This is a genomic window from Microbispora sp. ATCC PTA-5024 (genome assembly GCF_000511135.2).
Lineage (GTDB): Bacteria > Actinomycetota > Actinomycetes > Streptosporangiales > Streptosporangiaceae > Microbispora > Microbispora corallina.
Window position 1 is genome coordinate 1,814,790 of record NZ_KI866522.1, and the last position, 20,404, is coordinate 1,835,193.

A 20,404-nucleotide genomic window follows, 5' to 3' on the forward strand; every position below is an offset into this window, starting at 1 on the left:
AATCGATCGATCATTTTCTTTTATGAGAGAGGGGTGAAAGAAGGGAGTCTCTGTGCGGTCGTCGGAGTCGTCCACGCATTTGGTCTATCTGGTGACCTACTGGCGGGAGTGGCGTCTGTGGGGTCCGGGGGGCGGTGAGGCCGATGACCGCCTAATCAGGGAACTGCTCGAATCGAGTGACAGCGCCGATCCCAAGGTGTGGCTGGCGACGTCGCCGGACGGCCTGCTCGACAAGGTCACCTGGCTCAGCGGCAACGCCGCCTTGCGAGAACTCGAGGAGGGCAACGCGAAGGTCGACCAGGCGAACCGGGAAATCGAGGCCCGTTACCTGGATGCGGCGGACAGTCTCGACTGGTACCACGTCCTGATCCACCCCGATCACCAGGTGGGACCGTTCAAACAGGAGGGAAAGGGCAGGAAGCCCTGGATCTTGTTCGACATACAGTTCCGGAACCGCTGGAGCTCGCGGATGATGTTCATCGGCGTCAGCTTCTGGGTCGGGGATCCCGTGTGGGCCCCCACCAAGGCCGGGGGCTGGTTGTCGCCGCACGAGGACGACCGGAAGTGGCATGAGTGGTTCGTGAACTACGCGCGGCAGTCGCGGGCTCACGTGGGGGGTCACTTCCGGAAGATGAAGCAGGAAATCCGGGAATACGAGGCACCGGAGTTCTGGATCGCCCTGCAAGGCGACGTCGTCCGGAAACAGCAGGAATTGCAGTCCGCGCGTGATTTGTATAAGGCGATGCACTGGACCGACCAGTCTCCCATGGAGGACAGGCGTTCCAGTCGGCGCGAGCCCGCCCGCCATGACGATGATCCGCTGTTGAGCAGCGCGGACGTGCTCGTCGTTCCCACCCGGCGAGGCGACCGGACGGTGCGGGAGTGCTACGTGGTGCTGCCGGACACGACCCCTTTGAACGGCACGCTTGTAGGAGAGCGGTTACGGTCGGCGGTGGCGGGACTGCTGACCTTGGAAACACTAGCGGCCGCGGGCAACGATATCCGCGATCAGCTGGAGGTCTGGCGCGAGCACGCCGTGATCTATCAGCACGCCGCACGTACGACAGGGGCGCTGTGGGACGGGGTGGCGTCCCACCTGCCGATCCGGCGCTGGATCAGATTGCACCGGGCGCATCGGGCGGTGGAGCTGATCCACCTTACGCTCTTGCAGGGCATGGCGGACCTCGCCGACGTGTCCAGCCACGTCGATGAAGGAGTGAGCCGGCTCCAGCGGCTGGAGCACCTGGCCGACGAGCGGTTCACCGCGACACTCGGCTGGGCGGGCAGAGGGTTACGCGAGGCGCTTGATGACGTCAGCCACTTCACGGATCTCAGGCGGTTCGGGGAGCGGGCGGGGAACGTGGCGGAGCGGGCCACAGAGCAGTACAAGAACCTGCTCGAATCCATTTCACACGCCTTCGACGAGCGCCGAGTCCGGGAGTTGGAGGTGCTGCAGCGCGCGGGCTTCTGGCTGAGCGTGGCCGTGGGCGCCTTCGCGGTGCTGACGTTCCTGGACTTCTTCATGGAGAACAAGAACAAGATGCCCGCCTCCAGCTTCTGGATGAGCGGCAGGGAGCTGGGAGTAGGAGCATGGGGCATTCTCGCGGTGCTTGCCCTGGGCGTGCTGGGCTCGTGGGGCTACTCGCTGTGGTCTCGGCGGATGGGGACGAGATGGTTCCACCGTACGTTCCGGGAGCTTGAGTGGTATCTGCGCCTGTCGTCCACCCACGAGCTGGAGCTCGTGCGCGGCCGGATCCGGGCCCCGGAGGATTGGGAGGAGCATGATCGGGACCTGGCCAACCGGTTCGCGGATCTGTGGGACGCGTCGAAGGACAAGGCCGAGCGTAGTTCGTCGTCCAGGCCGCGGGTGCCGCGCCGGGCGAGGCGGTCCAGCGGGCTGCTCGCCTGCCTGGACGCGAAATGGGTCACGCTGTGGGGCATGTGGTGGACGGGCCGCGACCTGACCACGCAGAGCCGCGACATCGAGGCGCTGATCGTCCGTACGCTCCTGCTGGCGGAGCGGACGCCGACACTGCGCAGGTACGGGCTGCCACGGCTGACGCTGCTGCATCGGCACTGCGGACGGCTGCCCAGCAACTGGTTCGGCGACTTCGACGGCGTGTCCAAGACGGAGCTGCGGATGGTGCTCGCGTCGGCCGGGTTCGCGGCCGAGGTGGCGGACAGGGTCGATGCGCCGGTGGCAGAACGGATCGCCTTCACCAAGGCCGTGGCTGCGGGCCGGATCGCGCGCGAGGAGGCCGACCGGAAGGCCGATACGAAGATCACGACCGCCCAGGAGTTGCTCACCGCGATCGAGGAGGAGCTGGCCGGTACGCGCGCTGCGCGCATTCACACCTATGGCGGGCCGGAGGTCATCCGCTACGAACGAGTGCGCCTGCGGGATCCGGGGCCGGGTGAAGTGCTCATCCGGGTGGCGGCGACCTCGTTCAACCCTTCGGAGGCCGGGCTGCGCTCCGGGATGCTGCGCGGCGCGCTGCAGGTGGCGCTGCCGTACACACTGGGCTGGGACGTCGCTGGCACGGTGGCGGCCGTGGGCGCCGGGGTGAGCAAATGGATGCCAGGAGACCAGGTGATCGGCCGCCTGGACGCGGGCGGTGCAGCGGCCGAGTACGCCCTGGCCCCGGCCGAGGTCCTGGCCCCGGCGCCCACCGCCATCCCGCTTGCTCACGCCGCGGCGATACCGGTCGCCGCGTTGACCGCCTGGCAAGCGGTGTATGAGCACGCGGAGGTGACTGTGGGCCAGCGAGTGCTGATCAACGGCGCGGGCGGCGGGGTCGGCGGATTCGCCGTCCAGTTCGCCAAGAGAGCCGGCGCGACCGTGATCGCCACGGCAAGCCTCCGCAGTGCCGACGTCGTTCGTTCCCTCGGCGCCGACCAGATCGTCGATTACATGACCGTCCCGCTCCCCGGCGGCATGGACAAAGTGATCAACCTGGCCGCGGTCAGCCCGCAGCAAGCCGCCAAGCTGACCGCGCTTGTACGGCCCGGCGGTGTCGTGGTGTCCACCACGACGCCGCCCGTGCCCGGAGCCCGGCACTTGGTGGCCCGCAACGACCCCCACCAGCTCACGCAGATCGCCAAACTGGTCGACGCCTGGCAGCTAACCGTCGACGTCGCCGAATCCCGCCCGCTGACCGATCTGGCCTCGGTCCATCTGAGAAGCGAGGCCGGCCAGACCCGCGGCAAGATCATCCTGATTCCCTGAAAGAGACGAACCGCCCTGATCAGAATGGAGCCCACCATCGGTGGCCCTACCGTCCAGGTGACTTTGCCGGCCCGCGTCCCCGTCAGGGATAACAACCCTCACACCCACACAGCGAGGCGCCGGTGTCGAGTGGTGTGGGCGGTCATGCGTGCAGTGGGAGGGCTCCAGCCGACGTGCCCGGCCGGATCGGTCGCGGTCACGCTGCCGTGGATCGAGAAGGGCAAGCCTTGGGGCGACCTGGTGACGGTGGAGCTCCTGTTCCCAGGCCCGAACGGCGGTGCCCTGCACCGCAACACGTTCAACCACACGTGGCGCGTCGGTCTTGAGCGTGCTGACTCGTGCCCCCGCCGGCGAAGGGAGAGCGCCGGAAGTCTCACCGCGAACACGGGTGTCATGTGCTGCGGCACACTGCGGCGTCGGCGTGGCTCGGTGCCGGGGTCGACATTCGCACGGTCGCCGAGTACCCCGGTCACGCCGACCCTGGTTTTACGCTCCGGACGTACACCCACCTGATGCCGAACGCAGCCGACCGGGCGCGCAGGGCCGTGGACGCGTTCTTCACTCAAGAGCAGACGGGGTCGAGTGCCCTGGTTGTGCCCTCGGGGAGATCAATGCTGGCAGACGCGGGATGCCCTTACTTCCACTGGAAGTAGACGAACAGGCGTCCGTGGTTCTTGGCGTCCTTGTCGATCCGGTGGTAGAGGGCCTTGATCTCCTTCTGCTCCAGGAAGCGCAGCACCTTCTTCTTGAGCTGCCCCGACCCCTTGCCGGGGATGATCTCCACCTGTGTCGCCTTCTTCCGGACGGCCTCCTGGATGATGCCGTGCAGCGCGCGGTCGATCTCGCTGCCCTTGTTGTAGATGTCGTGGAGATCCAGCTTGAGCTTCACGACCCCGAGTCTAGGACGGCGCCCCCTCCCCCGTCTCACCCGAAAATCCCATGAAAAATCGTTCTATAGAACGATCTAGTCTGCAAAATGGTCGCCAGTTAGACTCCCTGTCAGGTTCGGCCACCCGGCGCGGGTGGCCGTTCGCTCGTCGCCCACGGGGAGGGCCGCCGTCCTCCCGCGTCTTCCGGGCGGCGCGCACCCTCCTGCCGCCGGACGGCGAGGCCGCACCGGTTACAGGGAGGGTGTCGTGTCAAGGAAGCCCCCGCCTCGCTACTTACGCGCGGCCGCCGTCGTCGGCGGCCTCGGCCTGATCGCCGCGACGATCCCCGCGGGCTCCGCCGCGGCGGACCCGAGCCCCACCCCCTCGCGCTCGTGGACCGCGACGGCGCTGACGGGCGCCGAGCGGACACAGGGCGCCAAGTCCCCCAGCGGACAGCTCGCCAAGAGCGACGAGGGCCTGTTGAGGTCCACCTCCGCGGCCCAGACGACCGTGATGGTGAAGCTCGACTACGACTCCCTGGCGGCGTACAAGGGCGGGCTGTCGGGCCTGCCGGCGACGAGCCCCTCGGTCACCGGCCGCCCGCTCGACCTCAAGAACGCCGACACGGCCAAGTACGCCAAGCACATCGAGGGCATCGAGAACACCTTCCTCGGCGAGCTGGGCAAGAAGATCTCCGGTGCGCGTGTGGGGCAGAAGCTCCGCACGGTGTACGGCGGGGTGGCGCTCACCCTGCCCGCCAACAAGGCGGCCGACCTGCTGAAGCTGCCCGGTGTGGCGGCCGTGCAGGAGGACCGCAGGGAGCAGCCGCTGACCGACTCCAGCCCCGAGTTCATCGGCGCGCCCACGATCTACAACCGCCTCGGCGGGGCGAACTCCTCCGGCAAGGGCGTCATCGTCGGCATCCTCGACTCGGGCGTGTGGCCGGAGCACCCGCAGTTCAACGACCCGGGGACGCTGCCCGCTCCCCCGCCCAAGGCCGACGGCACGCCCCGGACCTGCAACTTCGGGGACAACCCGCTCACCCAGGCGAACGACGTCTTCCCGTGCAACCACAAGCTGATCTCGGGCCAGCCGTTCCTCGCGACGTACAACGCGCTGGTGGGCGGCGACATGTACCCCGACAGCGCCCGCGACTCCAACGGGCACGGCACGCACACGGCCACGACCTCGGCCGGCGGCCCGGCCGACCACGCCAACCCGCTCGGTATCGACCGCGGCCCGATCCACGGCATCGCGCCCGCCGCGCACGTCGCCGTCTACAAGGTCTGCGGCGCGGAGGGCTGCTACCAGTCCGACTCGGTCGCGGCGGTCGCCCAGGCCATCGCGGACGGCGTACGGGTGATCAACTTCTCGATCTCCGGCGGCGCCGACCCGTACAGCGACCCGGTGGAGCTGGCGTTCCTCGACGCGTACGCCGCGGGCGTGTTCGTGTCGGCCTCGGCCGGCAACTCGGGCCCGGACGCCGGTACGACCGACCACCGCGGCCCCTGGGTCACCACGGTGGCGGCCTCCACGCAGGCGCGGACGTTCCAGTCGACGATCACGCTGACCGGCGGACCGTCGATCAAGGGCGCGTCGATCACGCAGGGGATCTCGACGCCGCTGCCCGTGGTGCTCGCCTCCGACCCGCCGTACAGCGACCCGCTGTGCGTCAACACGCCGCCGGCCGGGCTGTTCGCCGGCAAGATCGTCGCCTGCCAGCGCGGCCCGAACCGGGTGCTCAAGGGCGCGCAGGTCAAGAAGGGCGGCGCGGCGGGCATGATCTTGTACAACGCCACGCCGCTCGACATCATGACCGACAACCACTGGCTGCCGGCCGTGCACATCGACAAGCCGGAGACCGACGTCCTGCTGAGCTTCCTCGCCTCCCACCCGGGCGCGACGGCCACGTTCACGCAGGGCGAGAAGGCGACCTGGCAGGGCGACGTGATGACCACGTTCTCCTCCCGTGGGCCGGGCGGCGACTTCCTCAAGCCGGACGTCACGGCTCCCGGACTGCACATCCTCGCCGGGCAGACCCCGACCACGGAGTCCGAGCTGGAGGGCCCGCCGGGGAACCTGTACCAGGCCATCGCGGGCACCTCGATGTCGTCGCCGCACGTCGCGGGCGCCGCCGCGCTGCTGTTCGCGCTGCACCCGTCGTGGACGCCCGGCCAGGTGAAGTCGGCGCTGGAGACGACCGCCACGACCAAGGTCGTCAAGCCCGACCGCACCACCCCCGCCGACCCGTTCGACTACGGCGGCGGGCGGATCGACCTGTCCAAGGCCGGGGACGCGGGGCTGACCCTCGACGAGACGGCCGCGGACTACGCCGCCTCGGCGGCCGACCCGCTCAACCGGATCGACCTGAACGTCCCGTCGGTCAACGCCCCGATCATGCCGGGCGTGATCACCGCGAAGCGCACGTTCGTCAACGCGACCAGCGGTTCGCTCACGTACGCGGCGACCGGGACGACCGTCAGCGGGGCGAACATCACCGTGCTTCCGCCGCTGTTCACGGTGAAGCCCGGCAAGAGCGTCACGGTCTCGGTCGTGATCACCGCCCCCGACCTGCCCGAGGGGCAGTACTTCGGCCAGGTCGACCTCAAGCAGGTCGGCGGCTCGCGCCAGCAGCACCTGCCGGTGGCGTTCTACCGGCGTGAGGGCGCGGTGCCGATCGACCAGACCTGCACGCCGGCGACGATCGCCCGCAACACCGGCCAGTCCACCTGCGTGGTGAACGTCCAGAACACCACCCTGGAGGACGCCGACGTCACCGCGGCGACCGTGCTCGACGCCAAGCTCCGGGCGACCGCGGCCACCGGGGCGACCCGGGTCGGCACCCAGATCGTGACGGCGCGCACGACCCTCGCCGCGCGGCAGCCGGACAAGCCGTCGATCGCGCCGGGCGCCAACCCGGCCGGCGGATGGCTCTCGCTGGCCGACTTCGGCATCGCGCCGACGCCCATCGGGGACGAGGAGGCGCTGAACTACAACGTCCCGGCGTTCACCTACGCGGGCCGCACGTTCACCAGGATCGGCGTCGTCTCCGACGGCTACACGGTGGCCGGCGGCACCAACGGCAACGCCGACATCCAGTTCGCGCCGCAGACGCTGCCCGACGCGGCGCCGCCGAACGGCGTCCTCGCGACGTACTGGACCGACCTGAACGGCGCCGGCGCGCCCGGCGTCTACGTCGGCACCCTGAGCGACGGCGTGAACCGCTGGCTCGTCGTCGAGTGGCACGTCTACCTGTACGGCACCAGCGACCTGAAGGTCTTCCAGCAGTGGATCGGTCTCAACGGCGCCGAGGACATCTCGTACGCCTACGACCCCGGCCACCTGCCGGGCGACCCCGGGGCGGCGTACGGTCTGACGGTCGGCGCCGAGAACGCCGAGGGCACCGCCGGCAGCCAGATCAGCGGCCCGCCGATGCAGGACTACCGGATCGCCAGCACGCCGGGCGCCCCCGGCGGCACGCTCAGCTACTCCTTCACGGTGAAGGGCGTGTCCCCGGGCACCGGCACGGTCACGACCGGCACCTCCACCCCCCAGGTGAAGGGCATCACGGTCGAGGTCGACCGGATCACCGTCAAGTAGACGGCGCGCGAGGGGCCCGGCGGGTTCGCCCGCCGGGCCCCTTCTCGTCGCCGGTCAGCCGTGGAGGTAGCCGACCAGGGCCTCCTTCTCCGTCTCCAGTTCCTCGATCGCGCTCTTCACCACGTCGCCGATGCTGACGATGCCGACCAGGCGGCCGTCCCTGACGACGGGCACGTGCCTGACCCGGTGGTTCGTCATCGTGCGGCGCAACTCCTCGACGTTCGCGTCCGGGGAGCAGGTCCGCACCTCGGAGGTCATGATCGAGGACACCGGCTCGTTCAGGACGCGGGCGCCGCGCTCGTGCAGCCGCCGCACCACGTCGCGCTCGGACACGATGCCGTCGATGGTCAGCCCGTCCTCCGACACCACCACCGCGCCGATGTTGAGCTCGGCCAGCGCGGCGAGGAGCTGGGTCACCGTCGCGTGCGGGCGCACGGTCGCCACGCCGGTTCCCTTGTTCTGCAAGATCGTACCGATGAGCATCGACACCGCCTTCCAGGGGCACCCGGGGGAGATCCCCGTCTCCCGCTCCGACCGGCCGGCTGGAGCGGCATAAGCCTGTTTCCCCAGGCAACAGCGGTCGTCGTGGCCCGTCAAGTGCCTCACCCCTAGCATGTGAAATAACGCTGCAGCCTTGGGAACGGGATGGCCGATGACGGAGAAGCTGAACACCGGGAGTCACGATCTGCCGATCAGCGACGAGCTCGCGGAGTTCATGCGCACGGGCTGGGGTCCCGCGGCGGGGACCGATCCCGAGCCCCTCCCCGTCGCCGCGTACGCGGCCAAGCGGCGGGCCCGGCTCGCCGAGCGCTTCCCCGGCGAGCGGCTCGTCGTCCCCTCCGGCGTCCTGGTGGCCCGGAGCAACGACGACGACCACCGCTTCCGGGCGCACAGCGCGTTCGCCCACCTCACCGGCGGACAGCAGCCTGACTGCGTGCTCGTGATCGAGCCCTCCGGCGCCGCCCGGCTGTTCCTGCGTCCCCGCCCGCCCCGTTCCGAGGGGCAGGAGTTCTACCGCGACCGCCGGTACGGCGAGTTCTGGGTGGGGCACCGCCCCGACCTGGCCGAGGCCGAGGCCCTGCACCAGATCGAGTGCGTCCACATCGACCGGCTGCCCGACGCGCTGACCGGCCCGGCCCGGGTGCTGCGCGGCGTCGACCCCTCGGTCGACGCGCTGGTGCCCCCGTCCGGCACGGCCGACGCCGAGCTCGCCGCGGCCCTGTCGGAGCTGCGGCTGGTCAAGGACGAGTGGGAGGCCGCGGAACTGCAGCGCGCCGTCGACGCCACCGTCCGCGGCTTCGAGGACGTCGTGCGGGCGCTGCCCGCGGCGCTCGCCCACCCGCGGGGCGAGCGGTACGTCGAGGGGGTCTTCGGGCTGCGCTCCCGCCTGGAGGGCAACGCGGTCGGCTACCAGTCGATCGTGGCCTCCGGCGCCCACGCCTGCGTGCTGCACTGGATCCGCAACGACGGCCGGCTCGACGCCGCCGACCTCCTGCTGCTGGACGCGGGGGTGGAGGGCGACAACCTCTACACGGCCGACGTGACGCGCACGCTGCCGCTGTCCGGCGCGTACTCTCCGGTGCAGCGGCAGGTCTACGAGCTGGTGTACGAGGCGCAGAGCGCCGCCATCGGCGTCCTGCGGCCGGGGGCGCGCTTCCGTGAGTTCCACGAGACCGCCATGCGGGTCATCGGCGACGGCCTGGTCGACTGGGGGCTGCTGACCCGGGCCCAGGCCGACGCGGGCCTCCACCGCCGGTACACCCTGTGCAGCAGCGGCCACATGCTCGGCCTCGACGTGCACGACTGCGCCCGGGCGCGCGCCGGGACGTACCTCGACGGCGTGCTGGAGGAGGGGCAGGTGCTCACCGTTGAGCCGGGCCTGTACCTCCAGCCCGACGACCTGACGCTCCCGCCGGAGCTGCGCGGGATCGGCGTGCGCATCGAGGACGACCTGGTGGTCACGGCCGAGGGCGCCCGCCTGATGTCGTCCGGGCTCCCCCGCCACCCGGACGAGGTCGAGTCCTGGATGGCCGCCCTCGCCGGCTGAACCTCGTCGGGCCTGGACGAGGCCCGGCTCGGCGGGGGGGCAGTTCACTTGATCGTCACATCGCTCCCCTATCGTGGGCAGCGTGCGCCCCCCGCTCGCCGTGGCCGGCTACACCGACGAGGTGCTCGACGTCGTCGGCGGCACCCTCACCGAGGAGGAGCACCGGCGGGCCGAGCGGTTCACCCGCAAGCGGGACCGCCTCGACTTCGTCGCCGCGCACCTCCTCGTACGCCACTGCGCCGCCGAGCTCCTCGGCTCGCAGGCGTGCGTGCTGACCGTGGTGCAGCGGTGCGAGCGGTGCGGCCAGGGCCACGGGCGGCCGTGGCTGGCCGAGGCGCCCGAGGTGTCGATCAGCCTCGCCCACACCTCCGGATACGTGTGCGCGGTCGCCGGGGCCGGGCGGGTCGGGGTCGACGCCGAGCACGCCACAACCGGCCCGGCCGACCACAACCTGAAGACGCTCGCGCTGACCCCCGCCGAGGCGACGCTGGTGGGCGACGACAACAGCAGGCTGATCCGCCAGTGGGTGCGCAAGGAGGCGCTGGTGAAGCGGGGCGAGCTCACGCTCGACCGGCTGCGCGAGGCGGACCTGTCCGTGCTCCCCCTGGACGGCGCGCCGGCGGGGACGCTGGAGTGGGAGGGCCGCCACTTCACCGAGTGGGCGGCCGGCACGGTCATCGCCGCCGCCGTCACCGACGAGCCGGCCGAGCTACGCCTCCTTGGCGGGTGACCGGCCCGGGGTCGGGTCGAGGAACACCTGCTTGATCTCGGGGAACCGCTCGGTCAGGCGCCGCTCCACCTGGTCGGAGGCGAGCTCCAGCCGCTCGCCGGTCGTCTCGTCCAGGAAGTCGATCTTGGCGGCGACCATGACCTGGCCGGGGCCCATCATGACCGTGACGAGGTCGACCACGCCCTCGACCTCCGGCTGCCCGTTGAGCTCGGCAAGGATCTCCTCCTCAAGGATCTTCGGCGCGGCCTGGCCGATCAGCAGGGACGCGTTGGTCCTGATCAGGCTGAGGGCCACCCCGAGCAGCAGCAGGCCGATGACGATGGAGGCCGCGCCGTCCCACACCGCCGAGCCGGTGAGCTGGGACAGGACGAGCCCGAGCGCCGCGACGGCGATGCCGGCGAGGGCAGCGACGTCCTCCAGCACGACCGCCTTGAGCATGGTGTCGGACGTCCGGGCGAGCAGGTCGCGCGAGCTGACCCGCCACCGGCGGGCCTCGCCGCGCAGCTGTGACAGGCCCTTCCAGAGGGAGACCGACTCGATCGCGAACGACACCGCCAGCACGATGTAGGAGACCAGGATGTCGCCCAGCTCCTCGCCGTGGACGATGGTCTGCCAGCCGTGCGTGAGCGAGAACCCGGCGCCCACGACGAGCGTGAAGCAGGCGGCCACGATCGCCCATAAGTAGCTGGCCCGGCCGTGCCCCAGGGGATGCCGCCGGTCGGCGGGCCGCCCGCCCTGCCGGATCGCGGTGAACAGCAGCACCTCGGTCGCGGTGTCGGCCGCCGAGTGGGCGGCCTCCGAGAGCATCGCCGACGACGAGCTGAGCAGGCCCGCGACCAGCTTGGCCAGGGCGATCAGGAGGTTGGCCGCACCCGCGACCACCACAGTGCCGACGCTCTCGCCGCCTTCGTCCGCGCTCATCGGCACTCCCGTCCGCTCCGCCCCGCCTCGTGCGATCTTATGCTGGTCGTCATGGAAGACCCCCGCTGGCTAAGCCCGCAGGAGCAGCGCGCGTGGAGGGCACACCTCGCCGCGCACCGGCTGCTCTTCTATCAGCTCGACCGCGACCTGCAGGGCAGCGGCCTGTCCCTCAACGACTACGAGATCCTGGTGAACCTCTCGGAGAGCCCGGAGCACCGGATGCGGATGAGCGAGCTGGCCGACGCCACCATCCAGTCCCGCAGCAGGCTGTCCCACCAGATCTCGCGCATGGAGGCGGCCGGCCTGGTGGTGCGGGAGAACTGCGAGGACGACAGGCGCGGCACGTTCGCCGTCCTCACCGGCCGCGGCTGGGAGACCATCCAGAAGGTGGCCCCCGACCACGTGGTCAGTGTCCGCCGGCATTTCATCGACCTCCTCACGCCCGAGCAGATTGCCCTGCTCGACGAGATCTACACTCCCGTGGTGAACCACCTCCAGTCCGTACGCTCGCCGCGCTGAGCGCCGGGACGCACGGGCGCGCGGCCGCAGGCCGCGTGGCGCGACGTGCCGGGGCGGCCCGCGGCCCCTCAGAAGGGGGCCGAACCGATACGCATGGATCCGCGTGCCTGTCGGGGCCGCTCGCTACGATCCGCCATGTGAGAACAATCGCCGGGCTGGTCGCAGCCGCTCTCCTGCTTCTGACGGCCTGCACCTCGACCGGCGGGGCGGCCCTCCCCGGCGGGCCCGACCTGCTGAAGAAGTCGGCCGACGCGATGCGGGCGGTGAAGACCGTCGCCTTCACCATCGACACCAAGGACCGGCCCGCCGTGCCCGTCCGCCACGCCGAGGGCAGCCTCACCCGTGCGGGCGACGCCAAGGGCACGCTGCAGATCGAGATCGCCGGCCTGCAGGAGTTCGAGTTCGTGGTGTCCGGCGACACGGTGCGGTTCAAGGGCCCGACCGGCGGTTTCCAGACGATGACCCGGCAGCAGCTGACCGCGCTCTACGACCCGTCGGCCGTGCTGACCGGCGTGCCGGAGCTGCTGGCCACCGCGAAGGACGCCCGCACCGAGGGCGTGGAGAAGGTGGGCGGGTCCGACGCGTACCGCGTGGCGGTGACGCTGGCCCAGCAAACGCTGGCGAAGCTCATCCCCGGCGTGCAGCAGGGCGTCAACGGGACGCTCTGGGTCGACAAGGCCACCAGCCGGCTGCTCAAGATCGACCTTCCCCTCAGCGGCGGCTCGGTCGTCGTGACCCTGGGCGACTACGACGCGCCCGTGACCATCGCCGTCCCCTCCTCCAGCCCGTCGTGACCGCCTCGCTCGGCAGGAGGGTCGCGCTCGGCGCCGGCGGCGCGGCGGTGCTGCTGGCCGCGCTCGACGCGTACGTGGTCGTCACCGTGCTCGTGGACGTCGCGCAGGACGTGGGCGTCCCGCTCAACCACCTCGAACGCGCCACGCCCGTCGTCACCGGGTTCCTGCTCGGGTACGTGGCCGCGATGCCGCTGCTCGGCCGCCTGTCCGACCGCTACGGCAGGAGGCCGCTGATCCACGCGTGCCTGGCCGGGTTCGCCGCGGGGTCGCTCGTCACCGCGCTGGCCGGGAGCGTCCCCGCGCTGACGGCCGGCCGTACGCTCCAGGGGATCGCCGGAGGGGCGCTGCTGCCGATCACGATGGCGCTCGTCGGCGACCTGTGGGACGAGCGCGCCCGTCCTGTGGCGCTCGGCGCGGTCGGCGCCGCCCAGGAGCTCGGCAGCGTGCTCGGCCCGCTGTACGGGGCGGGGATCGCCGCCGTCGCCGGCTGGCGCGGGATCTTCTGGATCAACCTGCCGCTCGCCCTCGCCGCCGCCGTGGCCGTCCAGTGGGCCGTCCCCCGCGAACCGGACGCCGCGACGGACGGAAGACCGCCGGACGTCGGAGGCGGCGCCACCACGCGGAACGGGGTGGACCCCGGCGGCGGTCCCGCCGGGCGGGACGGGGTGGACCCCGGCGGCGGTCCCGCCGGGCGGGACGGGGTGGACCTCGGCGGCGGCGTGCTGCTCGCGCTCACCCTCGGCCTGCTCGTGGCCGGGCTGTACAACCCCTCGCCCGACCGCGCGGTGCTGCCGGCCTGGGGACCGCCCTGCCTCGTCGCGGGGGTCGTCGCGGGGATCCTGTTCGCGGTGTGGGAGGTCCGCTCGCCGGTGCGCCTGCTCGACTTGACCGGCGTCCCCCGGCGGCCGCTGCTCGGGACGCTCGCGGTGAGCCTGCTCGCCGGGGCGGCCCTGCTGGTCACGCTGGTCGACGTACAGCTGGCCGCGCAGACGCTCATGGGGAAGGACGCCGTCGGCGGCGCCCTGGTCCTCACCCGCTTCCTCCTGGCGCTCGCCGTGGCGGCGTTCCTGGGCGGGGTGGCGGCCCGGCGGTTCGGGGAGCGGGCGGTCGCCGCGGCCGGCATGGCCGTGGCCGCCATCGGCTACCTGATGATCTCGCGCTGGCCGCTCGACCCGGCGTCGGCCGGCCTGCGGATCGACCTCGACCTCGTCGTCGCCGGGCTCGGGCTGGGCCTGGTCGTCGCCCCGGTCTCGTCGGCGGCCCTGCGGGTCGTGCCCGCCGCCCAGCACGGCGTGGCCTCCGCGGCGGTCGTGGTGGCGCGGATGATGGGCATGCTGCTCGGGGTGTCCGCGCTGTCGGCCTGGGGGTTCCACCGGTTCCAGTCGCTCACCGCCCACCTCGACACGCCGCTGCCGTTCGGCGTGGACGCGGCCGAGTACGCCCGGCGGCTCGCCGCGTACACCCGCCAGGTCACGGCGGCCCTGCACAGCGAGTACACCGAGATCTTCCTGATCACCTCGGTCCTGTGCCTGGTGGGAGCGGCGGCGGCCCTCACGCTCCCGGTGGCCCGGGGTGTGAGCCGCGGGGTCGCGGCCTCCGCGCGGGTGGCCGAACGCGACGGCGCCTGACGGTCAGGAGCGCAGGACGGCGCCTGAACGGTCAGGAGCGCAGGTAGGCCAGCACGGCCAGGACCCGGCGGTGCTGGTCGCCGTCCTCGGCGTGCAGCCCGAGCTTGGCGAAGATGCTGCGGATGTGCTTTTCGACCGCGCCCTCGGTGACGACGAGGCGGCGGCTGATCGCCGGGTTCGACCGGCCCTCGGCCATGAGCCCGAGCACCTCCCGCTCGCGCGGGGTCAGCGAGGCGAGCGGGTCGTCCCGCCGCCGGCGGACCATGAGCTGCGCGACGACCTGGGGGTCGAAGACGGTGCCGCCGCCGGAGACGCGGCGCAGCCCCTCCATGAACTCCTCGACGTCCACCACGCGGTCCTTGAGCAGGTACCCCACCGCTCCGCGGGCGTCGGCCAGCAGGTCGTCGGCGTAGGAGACCTCGACGTACTGCGAGAGGATCAGCACGGGCGCCCCCGGGACCTTCTCCCTGGCCTCGACCGCGGCCCGCAGGCCCTCGTCGGTGAACGTGGGCGGCATCCGCACGTCGACCACGGACACGTCGGGCCGGTGCGCGACGACGGCGTCGACCAGGTCGTCCCCGGTGCCGGCCGTGGCCACGACCTCGCAGCCGAACTCCTCCAGCAGGCGGACGAGGCCCTCCCGGATCAGGACGGCGTCGTCGGCCACCACTACGCGCACGGAACCTCCGCCGTGATCATCGTGGGCCCGCCCGACGGCGAGCTCACCGCCAGCTCTCCCTCGACCGCCCGCAGCCGGTCGGCCAGGCCGGAGAGCCCGTGTCCCTTGGCGACGTGCGCGCCGCCGACTCCATCATCGCCGATCGTGAGCAGCAGGCTGTCGCCGATCCTGGTGAGCGTGACCCAGCAGGAGGTCGCCCGGCTGTGCTTGGCGACGTTGGTCAGCGCCTCGGCCGTCACGAAGTACACGGTGTTCTCGATCAGCGCGGGGTAGCGCTCCGCGGTCTGGACGTCCAGCTCGACCGGGACCGTGCAGCGGCCCGCGAGCGCGGCGAGGGCGGGGGCGAGGCCGCGGTCGGCCAGGATGGGCGGCGCGATGCCGCGCGACAGCGCCCGCAGCTCGTCCAGCGTCTCCCGGGTCGCGGTGATGGCCTGCCCGATCGTCGCGTGCGCCGCCGAGGCGTCCCGCTCCAGCTCGCGCTGGGCCCGCGACAGCTCCATGGCGAGGTGCACCAGCCGCTGCTGGGGCCCGTCGTGGATGTCGCGCTCCAGCCGGCGCAGGGCGTTGGCCTCGGCGTGGGCGGCGGCGTTGCGGCCCTCGGTCAGGTCCTCGATCCGCTCCTGGAGCTGGGCCACGCCGGTCAGCAGCGCCTTGCCCAGCGACGCCTGCAGCACCGCGCAGGCCCGGACGACCGGGTAGAGCGTGAGCGCGGCCACAATGCCCATCGCGACGTAGAAGACGCTGTCGATCAGGTACCCCCGGCCGAGCCCGAGCAGCTCGGGCAGGCCGTGGTTGCCGGGGATGTTCGAGAAGATCCACCCGTACAGGGGGTAGGTCAGCGCGGAGACGGTCGTCGCCCACCAGGTCACGGCCACGCAGAACGTGGCGACGGCGACGGGGAAGACCACGAGGGCGTGCAGGGCGTCGAGCCAGGGCTGCCCCCCGGCCAGCGGCGTGAGCATCCGCCGGAACCACCTCGCGCCGTCCGGGGACCGCGGGTACCGCGGCCGGACCGTGTCGACGCCGAGGACGGCGCGGATGCGGGCCCGCTCGACTTCGCCCATGCCGCGCGCGACGAGCAGGGTGAGGGCGAGGATCGGCACGCCGATCCAGACGACCAGCGTCCCGGCGCCCGCCGACAGGCCGGCCACGACGAGGCAGAACGTGACGGTCGCCAGGGGGAACCCGACGAGCAGGTAGGCCGTGTCACCGGCCAGGCGGGGCAGCAGTCGTCTCATGTCGTCCACGGTATTGAGCGGCGGCCCGCCGATCGATCCCGCCGACGGCAGTCCCGGTGGTAGGGCAGGCCCTACCACCGGGGGTGTCCGCTACTTCTTCTTGCGCTTCTCGCGGATCTTCATGGTGACCTCGATCGGCGAGCCGGCGAAGCCGAACTCCTCGCGGATCCGCCGCTCGATGAAGCGGCGGTAGGTCTCCTCCAGGAAGCCCGAGGTGAACAGCACGAACTTGGGCGGCTCGACCGACGCCTCGGTGGCGAACAGGATCTTGGGCTGCCTGCCGCCGCGCACCGGCGGCGGGGTGGCCTGCACCAGCTCGGTGAAGAACTGGTTGAGCCGGGACGTCGGCACCCGGGTGCCCCACGACTCCAGGGCCCGCTCGATCGCCGGGGCCAGCTTCTCGACGTGGCGCCCGGTCTTGGCGGAGATGTTGACGCGCAGCGCCCACGGCGTGCGGACGAGCTGGCGGTCGATCTCCTTCTCCAGGTAGTGGCGCCGGTCCTCGTCGACCAGGTCCCACTTGTTGAACGCGACGACCATGGCCCGGCCGGACTCGATCACCAGGCCGATGATCCGCAGGTCCTGCTCGGTCAGCACCTCCGAGGCGTCGATCAGCACGACCGCGACCTCCGACCGCTCCAGGGCCGCGCGGGTGCGCATGGCGGCGTAGAAGTCGGCGCCCTTGAGCTCCCGGTCGCGGCGGCGGATGCCGGCGGTGTCGACGAAGCGGTACGTCCGGCCGCCCAGGTCGATCAGCTCGTCGACCGGGTCGCGGGTGGTGCCCGCGACCGGGTCCACGAGCACCCGCTCCTCCCCCGCCAGCCGGTTGAGCAGCGACGACTTGCCCACGTTGGGCTTGCCCAGCAGGGCGATCCTGCGCGGGCCGCCGCGCGCGCCGAACGTCTGCGGCGGCGTCTCGGGCAGCGCGTCCAGCACGATGTCGAGCAGGTCGCCGCTGGCCCGGCCGTGCAGGGCGGAGACGGGGTACGGCTCGCCCAGCCCGAGGGACCACAGCCCGGTCGCCTCCAGCTCCATCTGCTGGTTGTCGACCTTGTTGGCGGCCAGCACCACCGGCTTGCCGGCCCGGCGCAGCACGGCGCCCACGGCCTCGTCGGAGTCGGTCACGCCGACGCTCGCGTCGACCACGAAAAGGATCACGTCGGCCAGCTCGGCCGCGATCTGCGCCTGCTCGGCGATGCGCAGCGCCATCCCCGTGGCGTCCGGGTCCCACCCGCCGGTGTCGACCAGCGTGAACCGGCGGCCCCGCCAGGTGGCCTCGTAGGTGACGCGGTCGCGGGTCACGCCCGGGACGTCCTCGACGACCGCCTCGCGGCGGCCGATGATCCGGTTCACCAGCGTCGACTTGCCCACGTTGGGGCGCCCGACCACCGCGACGACCGGGAGCGGCCCCGCGTCCGGCTCCTGCTCGGCCTCGTCGCCGCCCAGATCCGCGAGCTCGGCCTCGATCCAGCCCGCGTCGTCGTCGTAGTCCCCCGCCACGTCCACACCCTGCCTCATCGGCTGCTTCCTCTTTCCCGGCGTCCCGCCGGTCTCCCGGCGCCGGTCGGCCGTCCCGCTGGTCCGCGGGCCCGCCGGCGCCCTGGCCGTACGCCCGGAGGCGTCAGGTCCGCTCCTTCACCAGCCGCAGCACCTCGGCGATCACCTCGTCGAGGTCGAGCGGGGTGGTGTCCAGCTCCACGGCGTCGGCGGCCCTGGCGAGGGGGTCGATCGTGCGGGTCGAGTCGAAGGCGTCGCGCCGCGCCATCGCGGCCCGCTGCGCCTCCACCGTGGTCCCGGCGAGCTCGGCCGTACGGCGGACGGCGCGGGCCTCGGCGCTGGCCGTCAGGTACACCTTGACCGGCGCGTCCGGGGCGACCACGGTGCCGATGTCGCGTCCCTCCACGACGATCCCCCCGGACGGGAGGGCCGCGGCGATGATCTCGCGCTGGAGGTCCACGAGCCGCCTGCGCACCTCGGGGACCGCGCTCACCGCGGAGACGGCGCCGGTCACCTCCGAGCCGCGGATGGGTCCGGAGACGTCGGCGCCGTCGACGGCGATGCCCGGGGAGTCGGGGTCGGTGCCCACCGTGAGCGCCGGCTCACCCGCCCGCGCCGCGATCGTCGCGGCGTCGGCGAGGTCGACGCCCCGCTGGAGCATCCACCACGTCACGGCGCGGTACATCGCGCCCGTGTCGAGGTATCGCAGGCCGAGCGCCCGGGCGACGCCGCGCGACGCGCTCGACTTGCCCGACCCCGAGGGACCGTCCATGGCGACGACCAGACCTGACACCGGCTGTCTCCTTCTCCCTGCGCGCCCGCCTTCGAGCTGTCGCCCTTGAGGCTACCGGGAGTCGGGACGCGGCCGGGCATCGGCGGCCGGGCCGGGTACGGTCAGGAGAAGATCCCCGGCCCGGGGGTCAGGATGCGGCCGGGGTCGTACCTGGCCTTACGGCGCAGCAGGTCGGGCCAGCGCTCGCCGTACTGGGCCCGCCAGTCGTCCCCGGTGAAGTCGAGGGAGCCGATGGGGTAGCGGGTGCCGCCGAGCGCTCTGGCCTTGTCGTACAGGCGCCGGTTGCGGTCGAGCATCTCGGCGGCGAAGGCGGGGTCGGGCCCGGGGGCCGGGGAGGAGGTGAGGACGTCGAACAGGTAGACGAACTCGCTGTCCCCCGGCGGGACGCGGAAGAAGGGCCGGGTCAGCTTCGACCGCCGCTGGGGGAAGACGAAGCCGATGCCGGTGGGCGGGCCGAAGTCGCGGGCCGTGAGCGTCGGCACCACCTCGGAGACGTAGCCCTGGGCCGTCTCGCCCGGGAGGATCACGTCGAACCAGGGCTTGAGCAGGTCGTCCCAGGCGTACTGGCGCCGCCAGCCGTCGATGACCCGGTCGTACCGCTCGACCCACTCCAGGTAGGTGGAGTCGACCACGGCGGCCGAGGAGGCGGGCACGCTCAGCCCGCGCAGCAGGCGCCCGTCGTCCGGCGCCCGGCCGGCGTCGTAGAAGACGACGCCGTTGAGCTGGTAGACGACAGTCTTGCCGTCGGGCGCGAACATCAGGATGTAGGCGCCGTCGAGCTCCCGCCGCTCCAGCAGCACGTGCAAATCGGCCCAGACGCGGGCGGTGTCGGTGGTGGGGTACTGCAGCAGGTAGTTGCGGGCCAGCCCGCGGGCGGGCACCAGGTCGATCGTGGCCCGGGTGATCACGCCGCACTGGCCGAGGCCGCCCAGCATCACCTCGAACAGGTCGCGCTCCCTGTCGGGGGAGCACCGGTGAAGCCGGCCGTCGCCGGTGACCACGTCCAGCTCCCGGACGTGGTCGATCTGCAGGCCCAGCTCGTTCTGCGCGGGGAAGCCGCCGACCGACAGTGTGCCGCCGACCGACAGCCCGACGTACGTGGTGAACAGCGGCGGCGTGAGCCCGCGGGCGGCGGCCGCGTGGGCCGCCTCCCGCCACAGCACGCCGGAGTCGACGCTGATGGAGTCGGCGCCGACCGAGTGGATCGCGGCCAGCGACCGGTTCTCGATGATGAGGCCGTCGGTGAGGCCCTGGCCGTGGGTGGAGTGCCCCTGGCCGCGGGTGGCCACCGGGATGCGGTGCTCGCGGCAGAAGGCGATCATCTTCTGCACGTCGCGGACGGAGCCGGGCCGCAGGACCGCGCGCGGCAGGCGGCTGACGATCCTGCCGAGGTCGCGGCCGTCGGCCTGCCGGGTGGGGAGGTCGGTGAGCAGGACGCCGTCCAGATGGGGGATCCGCTGGACGCTCCGGGAGCCGGCGCCGGTCGCCCAGGCCCGGGTGGTGGGGTCGAAGCCGACAATGAGGGCGCTCGCCCCGAGAGTGCCGAGAAATCGTCGTCGTGTAACCACATCTGGGACGCTAGTGATCGCCCCGAAGCCGGAACAACGCGCCTTTCGTGACATTGCGGATCACACGTCCAGCGTGCACAGGACTTCGCCGTTGGCGACGGCCTGGCCCACCTTCACGGCCAGCCCCGCGACCCGGCCCGCCCGGTGCGCGAACAGCGGCTGCTCCATCTTCATGGCCTCCAGGACGAACAGCAGCTCCCCCTCCTCGGCCGCCTCGCCGTCCTCCTTGAGGATCTTCACGATCGTGCCCTGCATGGGGCTCACGACCGCGCCCTCGGCCGCCGGGGCCCCGCGG

The 20,404-nt window shown here is 72.0% G+C and carries 17 protein-coding genes; 8 read left to right on the top strand and 9 right to left on the bottom strand.

Features of this window, described 5'->3' with window-relative positions:
- The first annotated feature begins 52 nt into the window (after window positions 1-52).
- Together MPTA5024_RS43290 and MPTA5024_RS44605 are read left to right on the top strand one after the other, a co-directional pair.
- The gene (locus MPTA5024_RS43290) at window positions 53-3,226 is read left to right on the top strand and encodes an NADP-dependent oxidoreductase (RefSeq protein WP_232326288.1); all 3,174 of its coding nucleotides are present in this window, start codon (window positions 53-55) and stop codon (window positions 3,224-3,226) included.
- A 338-nt stretch (window positions 3,227-3,564) separates the two neighbouring features.
- Window positions 3,565-3,879: a tyrosine-type recombinase/integrase gene (locus MPTA5024_RS44605; protein WP_084369497.1), complete on the top strand. Its 315-nt coding sequence runs from the start codon at window positions 3,565-3,567 to the stop codon at window positions 3,877-3,879.
- Here the strand turns inward: MPTA5024_RS44605 and MPTA5024_RS08015 are convergent.
- A complete protein-coding gene (locus tag MPTA5024_RS08015; protein ID WP_036321177.1) occupies window positions 3,861-4,115 on the bottom strand; it encodes a Smr/MutS family protein in 255 nt (84 codons plus the stop codon). The two genes, MPTA5024_RS44605 and MPTA5024_RS08015, sit on opposite strands and share 19 nt — an antisense overlap.
- 247 nt (window positions 4,116-4,362) lie before the next feature.
- Here MPTA5024_RS08015 and MPTA5024_RS44190 point away from each other — a divergent pair, with 247 nt between their 5' ends.
- Complete coding sequence (locus MPTA5024_RS44190; protein ID WP_036321178.1) at window positions 4,363-7,695, top strand: S8 family serine peptidase; 3,333 nt, start codon at window positions 4,363-4,365, stop codon at window positions 7,693-7,695.
- A gap of 54 nt (window positions 7,696-7,749) precedes the next feature.
- On the opposite strand, the gene MPTA5024_RS08025 is transcribed toward MPTA5024_RS44190, so the two are convergent.
- Complete coding sequence (locus MPTA5024_RS08025) at window positions 7,750-8,178, bottom strand: CBS domain-containing protein (RefSeq protein ID WP_036323608.1); 429 nt, start codon at window positions 8,176-8,178, stop codon at window positions 7,750-7,752.
- 169 nt (window positions 8,179-8,347) lie between these two features.
- Between MPTA5024_RS08025 and MPTA5024_RS08030 the strand changes: the two genes are divergently transcribed.
- Together MPTA5024_RS08030 and MPTA5024_RS08035 are read left to right on the top strand one after the other, a co-directional pair.
- Window positions 8,348-9,742, top strand: coding sequence for an aminopeptidase P family protein (locus tag MPTA5024_RS08030; RefSeq protein WP_036321179.1), 1,395 nt, complete (start codon window positions 8,348-8,350; stop codon window positions 9,740-9,742).
- An 82-nt stretch (window positions 9,743-9,824) separates the two neighbouring features.
- Window positions 9,825-10,472, top strand: a complete 648-nt coding sequence (locus MPTA5024_RS08035) for a 4'-phosphopantetheinyl transferase family protein (protein ID WP_036323612.1) — start codon at window positions 9,825-9,827, stop codon at window positions 10,470-10,472.
- Here MPTA5024_RS08035 and MPTA5024_RS08040 read toward each other — a convergent pair.
- Window positions 10,452-11,393 (bottom strand): cation diffusion facilitator family transporter, encoded by a 942-nt coding sequence (locus MPTA5024_RS08040; protein WP_036321181.1) that lies wholly within the window; start codon window positions 11,391-11,393, stop codon window positions 10,452-10,454. The two genes, MPTA5024_RS08035 and MPTA5024_RS08040, sit on opposite strands and share 21 nt — an antisense overlap.
- A 51-nt stretch (window positions 11,394-11,444) precedes the next feature.
- Between MPTA5024_RS08040 and MPTA5024_RS08045 the strand changes: the two genes are divergently transcribed.
- From MPTA5024_RS08045 to MPTA5024_RS08055, 3 genes are all read left to right on the top strand, one after another.
- Entirely contained in the window at window positions 11,445-11,912 is a 468-nt protein-coding gene (locus MPTA5024_RS08045; protein ID WP_036323615.1) for a MarR family winged helix-turn-helix transcriptional regulator, read from the top strand.
- A gap of 137 nt (window positions 11,913-12,049) precedes the next feature.
- On the top strand, window positions 12,050-12,706 hold the full coding sequence (locus MPTA5024_RS08050; RefSeq protein ID WP_036321183.1) for an LppX_LprAFG lipoprotein: 657 nt from the start codon (window positions 12,050-12,052) through the stop codon (window positions 12,704-12,706).
- Window positions 12,703-14,334, top strand: coding sequence for an MFS transporter (locus MPTA5024_RS08055; RefSeq protein ID WP_036321184.1), 1,632 nt, complete (start codon window positions 12,703-12,705; stop codon window positions 14,332-14,334). The genes MPTA5024_RS08050 and MPTA5024_RS08055 overlap by 4 nt, the downstream gene beginning before the upstream one ends.
- Before the next feature lie 31 nt (window positions 14,335-14,365).
- On the opposite strand, the gene MPTA5024_RS08060 is transcribed toward MPTA5024_RS08055, so the two are convergent.
- The 6 genes from MPTA5024_RS08060 to MPTA5024_RS43300 all read right to left on the bottom strand — a co-directional run.
- On the bottom strand, window positions 14,366-15,013 hold the full coding sequence (locus MPTA5024_RS08060; RefSeq protein ID WP_036321186.1) for a response regulator transcription factor: 648 nt from the start codon (window positions 15,011-15,013) through the stop codon (window positions 14,366-14,368).
- Complete coding sequence (locus tag MPTA5024_RS08065; protein ID WP_051458062.1) at window positions 15,004-16,251, bottom strand: sensor histidine kinase; 1,248 nt, start codon at window positions 16,249-16,251, stop codon at window positions 15,004-15,006. Before MPTA5024_RS08065 ends, MPTA5024_RS08060 begins: the two co-directional genes overlap by 10 nt.
- A gap of 90 nt (window positions 16,252-16,341) precedes the next feature.
- A complete protein-coding gene (gene der / locus MPTA5024_RS08070) occupies window positions 16,342-17,769 on the bottom strand; it encodes a ribosome biogenesis GTPase Der (RefSeq protein ID WP_084369498.1) in 1,428 nt (475 codons plus the stop codon).
- Between the two features lie 103 nt (window positions 17,770-17,872).
- On the bottom strand, window positions 17,873-18,520 hold the full coding sequence (cmk, locus tag MPTA5024_RS08075; protein ID WP_051458064.1) for a (d)CMP kinase: 648 nt from the start codon (window positions 18,518-18,520) through the stop codon (window positions 17,873-17,875).
- Window positions 18,521-18,642: 122 nt separating this feature from the next.
- On the bottom strand, window positions 18,643-20,109 hold the full coding sequence (locus tag MPTA5024_RS08080) for an FAD-binding protein (protein WP_063794634.1): 1,467 nt from the start codon (window positions 20,107-20,109) through the stop codon (window positions 18,643-18,645).
- Between the two features lie 60 nt (window positions 20,110-20,169).
- On the bottom strand, window positions 20,170-20,404 hold a 235-nt coding region (locus MPTA5024_RS43300; RefSeq protein ID WP_332310602.1), incomplete at its 5' end, for a biotin/lipoyl-containing protein.